The sequence below is a fragment of the Prevotella corporis DSM 18810 = JCM 8529 genome (assembly GCF_000430525.1).
GTDB classification, from domain to species: Bacteria; Bacteroidota; Bacteroidia; order Bacteroidales; family Bacteroidaceae; genus Prevotella; species Prevotella corporis.
The window spans coordinates 96,088-111,167 of the sequence record NZ_AUME01000007.1 but is presented as its reverse complement, the minus strand read 5'-3'; the positions used below and the strand labels follow the sequence as shown (position 1 = coordinate 111,167).

14 protein-coding genes and 1 tRNA gene are annotated in these 15,080 nt (G+C 46.3%); 8 read left to right on the top strand and 7 right to left on the bottom strand.

The window, feature by feature from the left end; genetic code table 11:
• Both H515_RS0102305 and H515_RS0102300 read left to right on the top strand, forming a co-directional pair.
• The coding region (locus H515_RS0102305) for an IS30 family transposase (RefSeq protein WP_028901526.1) at nucleotides 1-319 on the top strand (319 nt) is incomplete at its 5' end.
• Nucleotides 320-419: 100 nt separating this feature from the next.
• A complete protein-coding gene (locus H515_RS0102300) occupies nucleotides 420-1,607 on the top strand; it encodes a nucleoside recognition domain-containing protein (protein ID WP_025875022.1) in 1,188 nt (395 codons plus the stop codon).
• A 235-nt stretch (nucleotides 1,608-1,842) separates the two neighbouring features.
• Here H515_RS0102300 and H515_RS0102295 read toward each other — a convergent pair whose 3' ends face one another.
• Nucleotides 1,843-3,015, bottom strand: a complete 1,173-nt coding sequence (locus H515_RS0102295) for a hypothetical protein (RefSeq protein ID WP_036890551.1) — start codon at nucleotides 3,013-3,015, stop codon at nucleotides 1,843-1,845.
• Nucleotides 3,016-3,311: 296 nt separating this feature from the next.
• Here H515_RS0102295 and H515_RS15185 point away from each other — a divergent pair, with 296 nt between their 5' ends.
• From H515_RS15185 to H515_RS12830, 5 genes are all read left to right on the top strand, one after another.
• A complete protein-coding gene (locus H515_RS15185; protein WP_262499218.1) occupies nucleotides 3,312-3,443 on the top strand; it encodes a hypothetical protein in 132 nt (43 codons plus the stop codon).
• A gap of 27 nt (nucleotides 3,444-3,470) precedes the next feature.
• Complete coding sequence (locus tag H515_RS0102290; protein WP_025875024.1) at nucleotides 3,471-4,631, top strand: energy transducer TonB; 1,161 nt, start codon at nucleotides 3,471-3,473, stop codon at nucleotides 4,629-4,631.
• Between the two features lie 420 nt (nucleotides 4,632-5,051).
• Nucleotides 5,052-6,572, top strand: a complete 1,521-nt coding sequence (gene gpmI / locus H515_RS0102285; RefSeq protein WP_025875025.1) for a 2,3-bisphosphoglycerate-independent phosphoglycerate mutase — start codon at nucleotides 5,052-5,054, stop codon at nucleotides 6,570-6,572.
• 67 nt (nucleotides 6,573-6,639) lie between these two features.
• Entirely contained in the window at nucleotides 6,640-7,305 is a 666-nt protein-coding gene (gene ung / locus H515_RS0102280) for a uracil-DNA glycosylase (RefSeq protein ID WP_025875026.1), read from the top strand.
• Nucleotides 7,306-7,441: 136 nt separating this feature from the next.
• On the top strand, nucleotides 7,442-8,077 hold the full coding sequence (locus H515_RS12830; protein WP_025875027.1) for a DUF3109 family protein: 636 nt from the start codon (nucleotides 7,442-7,444) through the stop codon (nucleotides 8,075-8,077).
• A gap of 109 nt (nucleotides 8,078-8,186) precedes the next feature.
• Here H515_RS12830 and H515_RS0102270 read toward each other — a convergent pair whose 3' ends face one another.
• From H515_RS0102270 to H515_RS0102255, 5 genes are all read right to left on the bottom strand, one after another.
• The gene (locus tag H515_RS0102270; RefSeq protein WP_036890555.1) at nucleotides 8,187-9,053 is read right to left on the bottom strand and encodes a helix-turn-helix domain-containing protein; all 867 of its coding nucleotides are present in this window, start codon (nucleotides 9,051-9,053) and stop codon (nucleotides 8,187-8,189) included.
• A 609-nt stretch (nucleotides 9,054-9,662) separates the two neighbouring features.
• Entirely contained in the window at nucleotides 9,663-11,633 is a 1,971-nt protein-coding gene (gyrB, locus tag H515_RS0102265; protein WP_025875029.1) for a DNA topoisomerase (ATP-hydrolyzing) subunit B, read from the bottom strand.
• A 161-nt stretch (nucleotides 11,634-11,794) separates the two neighbouring features.
• Nucleotides 11,795-11,923: a hypothetical protein gene (locus H515_RS15180; protein ID WP_262499219.1), complete on the bottom strand. Its 129-nt coding sequence runs from the start codon at nucleotides 11,921-11,923 to the stop codon at nucleotides 11,795-11,797.
• A 31-nt stretch (nucleotides 11,924-11,954) separates the two neighbouring features.
• Nucleotides 11,955-12,209 carry a 30S ribosomal protein S20 gene (rpsT, locus tag H515_RS0102260; RefSeq protein WP_025875030.1) on the bottom strand — a complete coding sequence of 85 codons (255 nt, stop codon included), beginning with the start codon at nucleotides 12,207-12,209 and terminating at the stop codon, nucleotides 11,955-11,957.
• Nucleotides 12,210-12,236: 27 nt separating this feature from the next.
• A tRNA-Glu gene (locus H515_RS0102255) sits at nucleotides 12,237-12,308 on the bottom strand.
• 115 nt (nucleotides 12,309-12,423) lie between these two features.
• Here H515_RS0102255 and recO point away from each other — a divergent pair.
• A complete protein-coding gene (gene recO, locus H515_RS0102250; RefSeq protein WP_025875031.1) occupies nucleotides 12,424-13,149 on the top strand; it encodes a DNA repair protein RecO in 726 nt (241 codons plus the stop codon).
• 588 nt (nucleotides 13,150-13,737) lie between these two features.
• Here the strand turns inward: recO and ftsZ are convergent.
• Nucleotides 13,738-15,051: a cell division protein FtsZ gene (gene ftsZ / locus H515_RS0102240; RefSeq protein ID WP_025875035.1), complete on the bottom strand. Its 1,314-nt coding sequence runs from the start codon at nucleotides 15,049-15,051 to the stop codon at nucleotides 13,738-13,740.
• Between the last annotated feature and the right edge of the window lie 29 nt (nucleotides 15,052-15,080).

The window sequence follows — 15,080 nt, the reverse complement described above, 5'->3', positions numbered from 1 at the left end:
AGTTAGGAAACTGCTGCTACCATACAAGGACTGTCTGAAGACCATTACAACAGACAACGGACCTGAATTTGCAGCACATAAGGACATTACCAAGTTCTTAGGCGTGCCCGTATACTTCGCTGATCCATATTGTTCTTGGCAAAAGGGAGCGATTGAGAATACAAATAAACTAATCAGACAATATATACCGAAAAAGGATTCGTTTGAACATTACACAGACAAGAGAATTATGTCGATACAAAAGAAATTGAACGAAAGACCGAGAGAAAAATTAAACTTTTCTACACCTAAGTGCGAGTTCTTCAAACACGTTTTGTAATTTTGCACTTGCTGGTTGACTCTACGAGCAAAAATGTCTTGAAAAAAATTGCGTATTAATAAAAAATCTATTAATTTTATCGCCGATTTAAAAACTACTTATGGAAAACTCAAACTCGAAAGATAATTTCAAGCAAGGCGAGAAGTCTAAAACCAGCAAGGGAATCCTTCCCAATGGTGTGTTGTGTCTGTTGATTATCATAGCCCTTTTCGGTGGAATCGGCTGGGTGATGGGCGTTGCCCCAATGTTGAACACCATTATGCACACGGCTCACGATCTGTTGCTCAACACATGTTTTTATCTGATGGCCATCTGTGTGCTCACGGGAGCGCTGGGCAAACTCTTTGTTGAGTTTGGGGTAGTGGATTTGATAGAGAAATTACTCCGTCCGCTTATGCGTCCTTTGTTCCGACTGCCTGGTGTGGCATCGTTAGGAGCGGTCCTGACATTCCTTTCCGACAATCCTGCCATCATCACCCTTGCGCAGGATAAGCATTTCAGTGGTTATTTTAAAAAGTTTCAGTATATTTCGCTCACCAATTTCGGAACAGCCTTTGGTATGGGGCTCATCGTTATTGTGTTCATGCTTGGGCATGGCTATTTTTTTGAGCCTCTGTTGGGTTTCTTCGGTGCGTGCATAGGGTGCATTGTGTCAACAAGATGTATGCAGTATTTTGTTCTCAAGTCGTACCCACAGTACAGAACCGAGGATGCGCTTGCCTCTGAACATTTTGCCAAACAGGTACAGCGTGTCGAACATGAGGAGGAAAAGTCAGTATTTCTCCGCACTCTCAACTCGTTGCTCGATGGCGGAAAGTCAGGAGTGGAAGTAGGAGTATCTATCATTCCCGGAGTGCTGATAATCTCCACGCTCGTTATGATTCTTACTTTCGGACCGAGTGCCGATGGCAGCTTCACGGGAAAAGCCTATGAGGGAATTGCCATTTTGCCAGAGGTGGCCAACAAGCTCAATTGGTTGCTTGAGCCACTGTTTGGATTCTCTGACCCACATCAGGTCGCCTTCCCCATTACCGCTCTTGGAGCTGTAGGTGCCGCATTGAGTTTAGTTCCCAATTTTGTGGCACAGGGCTGGATTGATGGTAATGCCATTGCCGTGTTCACAGGTATTGGCATGTGTTGGAGTGGATTCCTCAGCACCCATACGGCAATGCTCGACACGATAGGGTATCGCGAACTGACATCGAAGGCCATCCTTTCCCATACCATCGGCGGACTGGCAGCGGCCTTGACAGCCCATTGGCTTTATCTTATCTATGCTTTGTTGTAGTTCTTACAGGGCTGATTGGCAATAGATTCCTATATTTTATCCTCATAGGTCGTTCGGGTACAGTCTCACAATGAAATGATGACAATGTTGTTTCTTGACTGATTTGAATTGCTTTGTCAGCAGCTTTCTTGCTGTTCTCTCTTGCCTTATCTCGATACCTCCTCATGAAAGACGGCAAAAAAGACTGTGCGGTAATCAAATATAATCAACAAAGGCGCCAATAACCGATTTTGACTTAATGATTTGTATTGAATCTAAGCATCCCTATGTCCATCTTTTTGCTGAGCCTACTCTTGATGGAGCGTATGGCTTGGTTGCTACAGCAGAAGGCTTCGGCTTTCTGCTCTTCTGTTTTCCCATTGTACTCCATGATACAATAGAAAGTCTCTTTCGGTGTAAGCGCATATCGGGGATGGTTCAACATGCAAGCCAAGTCGTAGTTTATGTTTCTCATTACCGCCATCAGAGCCTGTTGCTCCTTCTTTCCCATCTGCGAAAGGTTGCCACCTTTCGAGATGGTGTATAGCGTGTTTATTCCCAACTTGATTTGTTCGATGGATTCGGGCGTTTTCATATTTTCGGCATTGCCGTGTATATTGCCCTTCAATTGCTCAATTTCCGCCATTCCATCGTCAATTCTGGCTTTCATTTCCTCAATAGTGGCATTCTTTTGCAGTAGTACTCCCTGTATGTTCTGCTCTATTTCCCTCAGCCGAAGTCTGAATCTGCCGAGTTGTTGTCTCATCCGATACCTGAACCAGACGATGATTCCGGCCGTCAAGAGCAGCAGAGCGATGATTGCATACGAAAAGTACAATCGTTGTTCGAGTGCGTCACGCTGTGCGAGCGTTGTTTCGTACCGGTTCTGAATCTGCACTATTTCGACGTCTTTATCCGATGAAACCGCCAAAATTTGCTTGTTTTGTATGCGTTTCTTCAGTGTTTCTATATATCTTTCCTGGTCTTTTCTGATACGTGGTCTGAACTTTTCGGCCTTCTTTACCCACAGACTTGCAGTGTCGCTCATTCCCATTTGGTTGTACACCGCCGCCTTTCCCAGAAACACGTCGGCCAGTCTGTGACTCCTTTTCACGTCGTTGGCATGCTTTTCAGCACCCAAGTAGTATGTGAGGGCCATCTTGTAGGCACCGTTTTGTGCGTTGATTTGGGCAATACTTAAGTAAGTGACGAATTTCAGAGAATCCTCATTCACCTCTGGCAGATGTTTCTCGGCGGCTTTCAGCTGAATCATCGCCCGTCGGGTGTTGTGTCGGTCCATGAAATATCGTGCGCTGTCGAGCCGCATCCGGGTGATGCCATCAGCTCCAGCCGGATATTTCGGGGCATTCGACGGCTTGCAGGCTGCCAATGCAAAAGCCACAATTACTATTCCTGTTATTTTTTTCATCTCAAGGGCAAAGATATTAATTATCTGTCAAACAGCCAAATATAACTTGTGTCAGAAATCAGATTGAGAAATAGACAAGTGGTTGATAGACAGTAGTGTACGATTCGCTTTTGTGTCAGTGCCATTGGCGGTGTTGCATAATTGTTTCTTGAGAATTATCTTTGCATTGACAAAAGTTCCAATAATTGTCATCTGCATTTCATAAAGTCGTGGCGAGGTGACTGCATTTAAGCCTTGGCACGACTTTTAGTTTAAAAAACGTAATGCTTCAACCAAACAATCAAAAGCGTGAGGCAATGAGTATATTTAACATAATTATCGTAACTTTGTTGGCACATCAGTCCAAGCATGCCAGTCTGTCGCTGGCAAGAGTGTGGATTCGTGTCTTGGCCAATGTAAGCGATACTGTTCAGCTTGATAGAAGATAAAAAATAACCCTCAATAACCAAACAATTATGCGATACAGATTTTTGTTACTGTGTGTGCTTTTCTTGCAAACGCCCTTCTTATTTGCAACCGGACAGTCGGCCGATGTCGTCCGTTACGAAGGCAAAACGTGGCAACTCTTGGCTCGTCCCATTTCCTTTGATGCCATCTTGAGGGCGAAAGTGCGCCACCGTTTGCCTAAAGATTATGGCTGGTCAACAGCCAATTGGGATGGATTTACGGGATATTGGTCAATCGAAAACGACCGCCTTTTGCTCGACAGTGTGGTTTATCAGCTGAAAGGACGCCATAGGCGGCTGGACAACAAGTCGTTCAACAGAATTTTCAGACGATATCTGCGCAATGGAAGGGTGGTGGCTTCGTGGGTCACCGACGATTTGCGGATAGCTGATGGCAAATTACTCCGTTATATACATTACGGCTTCGAGCGTAATTATGAGAACGAAGTGGTGTTGAAGGTTGAGCGTGGGAAAGTGGTTGGACGAAAGCCCTACCACAATAAGATATACCCCGGCTACACCCTCCGTCAGGTTTTGAATTCTGATTCGATAGGGCGTTTCTTGCCTTTGGCCATGTTCCCCAATTTAAAGGGCAAGCGTATTGTCACCAAAATACAGTTATTTCCGAGCAGCTGTCGCCAGTTTGCCGACTCGTGCCGTGTGTCTATCCTCCGTTTAGGCTCCGATACGCTGTCCAAAGCCGAGGAGGACAGTGTCAAATCGCTTATTTCCAATGCCTTGATTGCGGTTTATCCGTGGCAGGAGAGTCAAATCAACGGCCAGCGTTATTTGGGCGTCAATGTGAATGCCGCTGTGACGGTGCCGTTCAGTGGATCGACTTCCACCCACTCGGAGCCGATATTCACCCTATGCGATGAGATGCCTCGGTTTCCTGGAGGGAGGCTGGCGATGGACAAATTCATCATCGAACATCTGCAGTGGCCCACCCATGCTATTGACTGCTGTGCCATTTGGCGCATTGTGGTGAGAGTGGTGGTAGAACCCGATGGAAGTCTGACCTGTCCAACGTTGCTCCGGCGCACCGATGCTCCTTATGAGGTGGAGGTCCTGAAGTTGGTGCGCCAATTCCCACGCTTCATCCCTGGCCGGCAAGGAGGTAAGCCTGTGCGCTGCTGGTTTCCTATTGTTGTTCGTTTTCAGTTATGGTGAAAAAAAATGACAATTCGCGTTTTTATGTTCTGTTTCTAACCCATTGATAATCATATAATTATCATCGGTATTGTAAAAGGTCACCTTTCGCACTTCAAAAGGTCAGCTATGACAAGACGATAGGTGACCTTCGACAACTCCGAAGCTTAGCTTTCTACAATGTATGGTAGAATAATCTTAAAAAAACGGGTGGCTGTCAGCACTCGTGACATTTGCGAAAGGGTAGTGCGAAGACTGTCAGACCAGCCAGCATTGCTAATCGTCAGCCAGTCGTGGCCGAGTCATTGACAACGATTCATGCCCTTTGCGACAACCAGTCCTCAGCGGTCAACTTTTTCCTTCGGCTTTTTCTTTGTCAGTTGGCTCTTTTTCAGTATCTTTGTAACCTAAAATAGGTATTAAGAAAGGAATAAAGTAATTATGGCAAAAAAAGCACTTCTGATGATCCTCGATGGATGGGGACTCGGAAAACATGGCAAGGGCGACGTCATCTTTAACACACCGACCCCTTACCTCGACTATCTGAATGCAGTTTCGTCACATTCTTGCCTGCAAGCGTCAGGCGAAAACGTCGGCTTGCCCGACGGACAGATGGGTAACTCCGAAGTGGGGCATCTTAATATCGGTGCCGGACGCATTGTCTATCAGGATCTCGTAAAAATCAATAAGGCATGTCAGAACGGCGATATTCTCAAGAATCCCGAAATCATCAATGCCTACAGCTATGCCCAAAAGACGGGCAAGAAGCTTCACTTGATGGGGCTGACTTCTACCGGCGGTGTACACTCGTCTCTCGATCATCTCTTCAAACTCATAGAAATAGGCAAGGAGTACGGCCTGAACGACGTTTACGTGCATTGTTTCATGGACGGTCGCGACACCGATCCGAAGAGCGGGGCTGGCTTTGTGAAGGATATACAGAAAGTTTGCGATGCCAATGGAGCGCATATCGCTTCCATCATCGGCAGGTTTTATGCCATGGACCGCGACAAGCGTTGGAATCGAGTGAAAGAGGCTTACGACCTGCTCGTAGAAGGCAAGGGAAAACAGGCTGACGACATGGTGAAGGCCGTGGAAGAAAGCTATGCCAGCGATGTCACCGATGAGTTTATCCTGCCCATCAACAACTCTACAGTTGACGGAACCATCAAGGAGGGTGACGTGGTCATCTTCTTCAACTTCCGAAACGACCGTGCTAAGGAATTAACAACTGTTCTTTCGCAACAGGATATGCCAGAGGAAGGCATGAGCACCATCAAGGATTTGCAGTATTATTGCATGACTCCATACGATGCCAACTTCAAGAACGTGCATATTTTGTTCCCCAAGGAGAACGTGACCAATACGCTGGGCGAATACCTCAGCTCGCTGGGCAAGAAGCAACTTCACACTGCCGAGACAGAAAAGTACGCCCATGTGACATTCTTCTTCAACGGTGGCCGTGAGGAACCTTACGAAGGGGAGGACCGTATCCTTGTGGCCTCGCCAAAAGTGGCTACCTACGACCTCAAACCAGAGATGAGTGCCTACGAAGTAAAGGACAAACTGGTGGAGGCTATCAATACAAACAAGTATGACTTCATCGTTGTCAATTTTGCCAATGGTGACATGGTGGGCCACACTGGTGTGATGAATGCGATAGCAAAGGCCGTTTATGCCGTTGATAATTGTGTGAGGGAAGTTATAGAGGCTGCTAAGTCGAACGATTATGAGGCAATTATCATAGCCGATCACGGCAATGCCGATAATGCGCTTAATGAGGATGGAACCCCAAATACTGCCCATTCGCTGAACCCAGTGCCATTCATCTATGTGACAGACAACAACTCTGCACGCGTGAAGCCTGGCCGTCTGGCCGACGTGGCTCCCTCAATCCTGCACATTATGGGATTGGAACAACCGGAAGCAATGACGGGCGAATGCCTGATAGAGGATAAATAATTCACTAACAGAACAGCCCTGTCAGTTACAAAACTCTGATGGGGCTGTCTTTTTTACCAACTGACTGATGATGGTTGCAATCGAAGGATCGTGGAAACAGCAACTTCGGGCTGAATTTGGGAAACCTTATTTCCACCAATTGACTGACAGTGTGCGTGCAGAATATCGGCAAACGACGTGCTATCCGCCAGGAAAATTGATATTCAATGCCTTCAATCTCTGTCCATTCGACAGGGCTAAGGTAGTGATTCTTGGTCAAGACCCTTATCATGAGCCAGGTCAGGCCATGGGATTGAGCTTTTCCGTGCCTGAGGGGATAGCCATGCCACCGTCGCTCATCAATATCTACAAGGAGATTGAACAGGATCTTGGTGTGACAGTTCAGAAGTCGGGCGACCTTACCCGATGGGCTGAACAAGGAATACTCTTGCTCAATGCCACACTTACTGTCCGGGCGCACATGGCCAATAGCCATCAACGGTTGGGATGGGCAACTTTCACCGATGCTGCCATCAAGGCTCTCAGTGCGAATCGTGATCATCTTGTGTTCATGCTCTGGGGAGGCTTTGCCCGTTCCAAGAAGTATCTGATTGACAGCACTCGGCATTGTATATTGGAATCGGTACATCCCTCGCCCCTGTCGGCTAACCGTGGCGGTTGGTTTGGTCAGCATCAGTTCTCACGTTGCAATGCTTATTTGGAAGAAAATGGACTTATGCCCATTAAATGGTAGGGCGAACGAATTATTTTTCAATACTGATTGATAAAAAATCAGATAACTTTTGCAATTTTTTCCCTCTTTATTGTAACTTTGCACCGTTTAAAAAGCAGACAGCTTTCCTTTCTGTTTTTACGTGTAAGTTACGCTAATGAGTAGAACATCGATGATGCCTATCTTGCAGATAGGCGACGTACTTGTCTCGCCAGACATATTTACGGAGAAATTTTGTTGTGATCTTGATGCCTGTAAGGGTATCTGTTGCGTTGAGGGTGATGCTGGTGCGCCTGTCACTCTTGATGAAATAGGGGCAATCGAGGAAGCTCTTGATGTCGTATGGAGTGATTTGAATGCCTCGTCACAGTCCGTTATCGACCAGCAGGGCGTGGCTTATACTGACGAGGAGGGCGATTTGGTGACAAGTATTGTCAACGGAAAGGACTGTGTCTTTACCTGTTATGAGAAGGATTGTTGCCTTTGTGCCTTGGAACGCTCGTTCAGGGCTGGCAAGACGGCATTTGTGAAACCGCTTTCGTGTGCGCTTTATCCGATTCGAGTGAAACAATTCGACAATGGTCTCACTGGCATCAACTATCATCGCTGGGATGTTTGCAAGGCTGCGGTGAAAAAAGGTCAGGAGTTGGATTTGCCAGTCTATAAGTTTTTGAAAGCTCCTCTCATTCGTAAGTTCGGCGAAGCATGGTACTGTGAGTTGGAATCGGTGGCCGACCAGATATTGAATCCGCTGCAACCATCCCCTGATGCGGGCTTCGACTGTGCTGTTTGATTAGCTCAAATCCATTCGTTATCCATCAATAGTAAACCGAAAACCGCAAGCAGCCTGACGAGTGCTACTCAGATAGCTTGCGGTTGAGGACTTTGTAGATGGCCCTTTCTTAACTCCTTCTGAAGTGAGAGGGATTTGTTCCGTAGTGTTCCTTGAAGTATTTTCCGAGCGAACTCTGGTTGGGGAAGTTGAGTTCTTCGGCAATCTGCTTAATGCTCATCTTGCTGTTCTTGAGCATCACCCGTATTTCGAGCATGACATAGTAGTCTATCCAGTCGCTGGGGGTGCGTTTACTGACACCCTTGACGGTTTCGGAGAGGTATTTCGGCGTGATGCAAAGTTGCTCGGCGTACCATCCTAAGCGACGTTGTTTGCGGAAATCCTTCTCCACCAGCTTGATGAACTCTGAGAAAATGACTTCTGCTCTGGTCTTTCCTTGTTTCTGAATGTGCTGTACACTGTAGATGACATTCGACATGTCATAGATGAGAACCTTGAGAATGGTGGCTACCAACTCACGTCTGAACTTATGGGAAGTGTCGTTTATCTTGTGCTTGATGCTCTCGCTGTATGTTATCAGCTCCTTGACAAGTTTCTGCTCAAGATGAAAGACGGGATGCCGGCGTGCAAATAGGAACAAGGTTGACAAGTCGCTGATGCCGCTCACGATATCTTGGAAGAAATTGTTAGACACAATCAGCATCACGCCCTTTGTGTTTGGCCTGGCCCAATAGTCGCCTACAACCTGCCCTTCGTTGGCAATCAGAATGTCGCCAGCACTGGCAACGTACTGCTCTGTGTCAACTGTGTAGCTTATTTCACCATCTGTGCAGAGAGCGAGGACCAGACATTTCAAGCGTGAGGTCTCTTGCAGCACGGGAATACCTGTTGAACTGTCGTACAGAAGGAACTCATCGTCAACATTGTAGCCTAAGGGAAATTCCCTTTTTACCATTTCCACATAAATTTCTCTCATAAGTTTAATTCGGTTAATTTACATGTATTCGATTGCAAATTTACAGATTTATTTGTAAAAAACGAACAATTTATGAGGAAAAATAGACAATTTACGCTACAAACATTGTTATCGGATGAAGATTAGCTTATCGGGAACATCTTGATAAGTTTACTGAATTTTGAATAAAACTATTCCCTTTATACTAATATTGATTGGTCTTTTTGTCTGAATGCCCGTCTCTTGTCACATCACTCTGAACTTTGCTCTGCAAAAAGGTCAGCTATGGCAAACTAAAAGCTCACCTTCGACCGTTCAAAAGATATGCTTTTGAACGACCATAGGTGAGCTTTTGCTTTAACTTTTCTAATGTTCAAAGAATCAGTTGGTTACACGTTCCTTTATCAATCATCTTCTTTGAGCATAGAAAAGATTGAAAACAGGACCTTTCTCAAAGTGGTTTGGCAGTTCGGTAATCTATGTCTTGGGGTAGGAGTGACAATGAAAAATCCCCTTTCAGTAAGAGGTGTCAGCGCAGAACGATGTGAGTCGGTAATCTTTGCTTCTTGGCCTTCTTTCTGAAAGGGGATTGTTATGTTGTTGTCAGCTGGTCAAGCCCAGTCGGACAGCTTATGCGTCGATATTGGCATAAGTAGCGTTTTCTTCGATAAATTCGCGACGTGGCTCAACGTCATCTCCCATCAGCATGGAGAAAATCTCGTCGGCAACAGTGGCGTTCTCGATGGTAACCTGCTTGAGAAGACGGGTTTTGGGGTTCATTGTCGTTTCCCAAAGTTGCTCTGGGTTCATTTCTCCCAAACCTTTGTAGCGCTGTGTGTGGATTGTCTTTCCGTCTTCGACGCCGTTTCCATACTTGTCGATGAACTGAAGACGCTGCTGTTCGGTGTAGCAGTACTCGCTTATCTTCTTATAAGTACATTTATAGAGTGGTGGAGTGGCGATGTACAGATGCCCTTCTTCGATGACTTTTGGCATGTAGCGGTAGAACAGAGTCATAATCAGCGTGTCGATGTGAGAGCCATCGACATCGGCATCGGTCATGATGATTATCTTGTCGTAGCGAAGTTTCTCGGTGTTGGCTTCGAAATCGCCTTCGCCTTCCACGCCGAAACGGACACCAATCGACTGGATGATGTTCATCACAGACTCTGCCTCAAATACACGGTGGCGCTGCACTTTCTCAACATTGAGAATCTTACCGCGCAGTGGGAGAATCGCCTGTGTGTAACGGTCGCGACCTTGCTTTGCCGAACCACCGGCTGAATCACCCTCGACGAGGAAAATTTCACATTCCTTTGGGTCTTTGTTAGAGCAGTCGGCCAGCTTTCCCGGAAGTCCTCCGCCCGTCATAACGTTCTTCCTCTGTACGCTCTCGCGGGCCTTGCGCGCTGCAATACGTGCTGTGGCAGCCAGTATTACCTTGTCGCAAATCAGCTTTGCCTCATTGGGGTTCTCCTCAAGGTAGTAGGATAGCGCCTCGCCCACGGCCTGTTGGACAGCTCCTGAAACCTCGCTGTTTCCTAATTTGGTCTTGGTCTGGCCCTCGAATTGTGGCTCAGCGACCTTGATTGAAATCACTGCGGTCAACCCTTCGCGGAAGTCCTCGCCCGTAATCTCAATCTTTGCCTTCTCTATCTGCTTGGATATTTGAGGGTCGTTGTCGGCATAAGACTTCAGGGTACGGGTCAGTGCGGCGCGGAAACCAGTGAGATGGGTTCCGCCCTCTATGGTGTTGATGTTGTTTACGTAAGAGTGGATGTTCTCGTTGTAATCAGTGTTGTACATGATTGCAACCTCAATGGGGATGCCTTGCTTTTCGGTCTTTAGGTAAATGACGTCGTCAAAAAGGTGGGTACGGTGGCGATCAACGTATCTCACGAACTCCTTCAATCCTTCTTTGGCATGAAACACTTCCTGACGGGTCTTTCCGTTTTCGTCAGGGCGGAGGTCTGTCAGTGTGATTTTGATTCCAGCGTTTAGGAAAGCCAGCTCACGCATGCGCCGTGCTACAATGTCCCACTGGTAAATGGTGGTCGTAAAGATGGTCTTGTCTGGCCAGAACTGTTGGCGTGTACCCGTTTTGTCGGTTGAACCGACAATCTTTACTGGATAGAGAGGCTTGCCCTGTTCGTATTCTTGTTGGTAGATTTTGCCTTCACGGTAAACTTGAGACATCATGTGAGAAGACAAGGCGTTCACACAACTTACGCCGACACCGTGCAAACCTCCGCTGACCTTGTAGGAACCCTTGTCGAACTTACCGCCGGCATGGAGCACTGTCATAACGACTTCAAGTGCACTCTTGTGCAGTTTCTCGTGTTCGTCAACTGGAATACCGCGTCCGTCGTCCTCAACGGTAACGGAATTGTCTTCGTTGATGGTCACTTCGATGTGGCTGCAATAACCTGCCATCGCTTCGTCGATGGAGTTATCTACTGTTTCGTTGATAAGATGGTGGAGACCTTTTTCGCTTATATCGCCAATATACATGGCTGGGCGTTTGCGCACTGCTTCAAGTCCTTCGAGCACTTGAATGTTGCTGGCCGAGTAATTGTTCTCGTTTTCTATAATATCTGCCATTTTCTCTTTAGAATATTGATAGGCAAAGATACAAAAAATCCTTGAATTATAGAAATAAATCAAGGATAAATAACGGCTTTTTTTATTAACCCAAATAGCTCATTGGGGCATGTGCTGATTTTGGAAAGGTTGTAAATCTTCTTGTCGAGTTTAACGTATTGTTAAATTGCAGATACTTGAAGATTCATTGGTGGATATGCTGTGGTGGTTAATGAGGTGTCTGATGATAATGCCTTCTTGTCAAATTCCAAATGGAAAAGGTCATAATCCATCTGGATTACGACCTTCATTATTCTTTATTAGCTATGACTGTAGAGCCTATTAGCCCAATGCGGCAATGTGCTTACATAGGCCTGACTTCAGGTTTGCTGCCTTTTTCTTGTGAATGATATTGGTCTTAGCAAGTTTGTCAAGCATCTTCTGCACTGAAGGGTAAAGCTTAATAGCCTCGTCTTTATCTGAAATAGCGCGCAGTTTACGAACCGCATTGCGCATTGTCTTTGCATAATATTTGTTGTGCAGCGACTTAGCCTTGTCCTGGCGGATTCTTTTAAGTGATGATTTGTGATTTGCCATCTTTACGTTCTCTTATTATTTGTTTCGTAGTCCCTAGGGGAATCGAACCCCTCTTGCAAGAATGAAAATCTTGTGTCCTAGCCGATAGACGAAGGGACCATGCTTTTGATTTGCGGGTGCAAAGGTAGTTGATTTATTTCAATCATCCAAATTTTAGCGGTTATTTTTTCAAATGAGTAGATATTTTTGTACTTTTGTATGCCAATCCATAATTATGCTGACAAAATCGAGTGCAATTGTATTGCATCAAATCAAGTTTGGCGACTCGTCGCTGATTGTCGAGGTTCTCACCGATGTGTGGGGGCGTCTGTCTTTTATGGTGCGCCTTCCCAAAACATCAAAGGCAAAGGTGAAGAAGCAGTTTTTTCAGCCCATGACGGTGTTGGATATCGAATTCGACTACCGGCAAAAGGCTAATCTTCAGCATATCAAGGATGTCAGGATAGCACTGCCTTATTTGTCCATTCCCATCGATCCTGTTAAATCGAGTGTCATGTTGTTTCTCTCGGAGTTCCTTTTTCACGTGACAAAGGGCGAGCAGGAGAATCGATCCTTATTCAATTACATTGTCACCAGCTTGCAATGGCTCGACGGTTCGGTGTCGAACTATGCCAATTTCCATCTTGTTTTCATGATGCGCTTGAGCCGTTTCATCGGCTTTTATCCCAATCTGAATGAATATGAGCCAGATTGTTACTTTGATTTGCGTAATGGTTGCTTTGTGGGAGTGGCGCCTTTGCATTCCGATTTTCTTGAACCGTTGGATGCCAGCCGAGTAAATCAGTTGATGAGAATGGACTATGAGACGATGCAGCTCTTCAAACTATCGCACACAGACCGCAATCGGTTCACCGAACTGGCACTGCGTTACTATCGGTTGCACGTGCCTAATATGCCTGAACTGCAAAGTTTTAAAATCTTGAAAGAAGTTTTTGCGTGAAATCACTGTGTTGGAAAGACTTATTAAAAAGTAGATGCCACTGCTTTTGTAACTTTCAGTAATTCAATATTATACAAAGGGGATTGCAAAACCTAAGCTTTTGGATTGTAAAAGCTGACCTTTTGCTTGGCGATAGCTGACCTTTTATCATCCGACATCTTTTGTCTGATCGTATTTTCAGGATTTAGACGATGATAATAGGCCTTCTGACTGCTTTCATTCGGCTGTCAGAAACTCTCCTTTTGCTTTCTCTCGCTGTAGTCCGCTACGTCTTCAGAAGAACAACAAACAAGCTGTTTGGCAATCAAATGAAATCAGCAAAGGTATTAATGGCGGATTCCGATGGTGCGATAGCTTATTTGTCGGGGTAGGGGAGTGAATTTCTCATGCCACGTGTCATCAGCTCAGAGGTAATGACTTTTTGGCCGAATTGGCACTGTTGCTGTACTATCCTGCGGTATTTGTCAAATAAGGTGATGGAAAAGATTGTAGTCGAAGTGTTTTTTGGGGCTGGTGGCTATACAAATCAAGGGGATATGTCGGTTCGACACATCCCCTTGAGTATTAGTTTCTTGTCTTTATTTTTGATTAAGTGAAGCTGATGGTGCCTTGAACCATTTCGCCTTGACTTTCGTCCTCCGTCTTTTCAGGCGCTGCCTTCAACTCTTTTATCATCTGTTTGGTGCGCTTGTAGGTCGGAGTGTTCTCGATTGCGAGGATGATGTCTTCGTTGTCGAGGTCGTCAGGTGAGAAAAGGTAGATGTGCGGACGGCGCTTGTATTGTGAGTTGTTGTTGTCCTTGTAGTAACGCTCACGGCGGTCGCGGCGTTCGGCATTGCGCTCCTCCTCCTCGGCTATGCGAGCGGCTTCTTCTTGTGAATGCTTGAGCAGGTGGCTTCCCATTCCGTCAACATCTTCGATACCGAAGCCAGTGGCAAGGATGGTCACTTTCACCTTCTTGTCGAGCTCTGGGGCGAGTGCAAGTCCCCATTTCAGTTCAAATCCGCCACTGAAGCGTTCCATAAACTCGTTGACGTCGTTCATTTCCTCCATTGTCAGTCCCGCATTCTCAGTGTTGTCGCTGCTGAAATTGATGGAAAGCAATATTTTCTTTGAGTTGTATATGTCGTTGTCGTTGAGCAACGGTGAGTTGAGTGCATCTTCAATAGCTTGCTTCACGCGGCCTTCGCCTTCGCCATAGCCTGTGCTCATGATGGCTACGCCACCGTCTTTCAAAACTGTCCTAACGTCGTTGAAGTCGAGGTTGATAAGACCGTGGACGGTGATGATTTCAGCAATGCTCTTCGCAGCAATGCTTAGTGTGTCGTCTGCCTTTCCGAAGGCATCGAGGACGCTCATCTCTGGATAGATTTCGCGAAGGCGCTCGTTATTGATAACCAAAAGTGCGTCAACGTGTTTCGACATTTCTTCTACGCCGTCGAGTGCCTGGTCGATTTTCTTGTCGCCCTCGAAGCGGAAGGGAATGGTGACGATTCCGACTGTGAGGATTCCCAGTTCCTTGCTCAACCGTGCAATGACGGGGGCTGCTCCCGTACCGGTTCCTCCGCCCATTCCTGCGGTGATGAATGCCATCTTGGTCCCATCGTTGAGCATTTTCTTGATATCGTCGAGTGTTTCTTCGGCTGCTTCCTTCGCCTTAGCAGGTTTGTTGCCTGCGCCGAGGCCCTCTTTGCCCAACTGAAGATGGACGGGCACAGGTGAATCGTTGAGCGACTGGGCATCGGTGTTGCATAGTACGAATGTCACTTCGTGGATACCCTCCTTGTACATGTGGTTGACGGCATTGCCACCTCCACCACCGACTCCGATAACCTTAATGATGCTGTTCTGTTCAGGTTCGCCGAAATCGAGAATCTCCATTCTATTATTGTTGTCTGCCATAACAGTATTTCCTTTCTTATGTTCTTTCT

What these genes read in the sequence shown, in the direction of transcription:
- H515_RS0102270 (WP_036890555.1), bottom strand. Translation starts at nt 9,053, where the DNA reads ATGAGAGAAATTTATGTGGAAATGGTAAAAAGGGAATTTCCCTTAGGC.
- rpsT (WP_025875030.1), bottom strand. Translation starts at nt 12,209, where the DNA reads ATGGCAAATCACAAATCATCACTTAAAAGAATCCGCCAGGACAAGGCT.
- H515_RS15185 (WP_262499218.1), top strand. Translation starts at nt 3,312, where the DNA reads ATGAGTATATTTAACATAATTATCGTAACTTTGTTGGCACATCAGTCC.
- ftsZ (WP_025875035.1), bottom strand. Translation starts at nt 15,051, where the DNA reads ATGGCAGACAACAATAATAGAATGGAGATTCTCGATTTCGGCGAACCT.
- gpmI (WP_025875025.1), top strand. Translation starts at nt 5,052, where the DNA reads ATGGCAAAAAAAGCACTTCTGATGATCCTCGATGGATGGGGACTCGGA.
- H515_RS12830 (WP_025875027.1), top strand. Translation starts at nt 7,442, where the DNA reads ATGAGTAGAACATCGATGATGCCTATCTTGCAGATAGGCGACGTACTT.
- H515_RS0102300 (WP_025875022.1), top strand. Translation starts at nt 420, where the DNA reads ATGGAAAACTCAAACTCGAAAGATAATTTCAAGCAAGGCGAGAAGTCT.
- H515_RS15180 (WP_262499219.1), bottom strand. Translation starts at nt 11,923, where the DNA reads ATGAAGGTCGTAATCCAGATGGATTATGACCTTTTCCATTTGGAATTT.
- recO (WP_025875031.1), top strand. Translation starts at nt 12,424, where the DNA reads ATGCTGACAAAATCGAGTGCAATTGTATTGCATCAAATCAAGTTTGGC.
- H515_RS0102295 (WP_036890551.1), bottom strand. Translation starts at nt 3,015, where the DNA reads ATGAAAAAAATAACAGGAATAGTAATTGTGGCTTTTGCATTGGCAGCC.
- gyrB (WP_025875029.1), bottom strand. Translation starts at nt 11,633, where the DNA reads ATGGCAGATATTATAGAAAACGAGAACAATTACTCGGCCAGCAACATT.
- H515_RS0102290 (WP_025875024.1), top strand. Translation starts at nt 3,471, where the DNA reads ATGCGATACAGATTTTTGTTACTGTGTGTGCTTTTCTTGCAAACGCCC.
- ung (WP_025875026.1), top strand. Translation starts at nt 6,640, where the DNA reads ATGATGGTTGCAATCGAAGGATCGTGGAAACAGCAACTTCGGGCTGAA.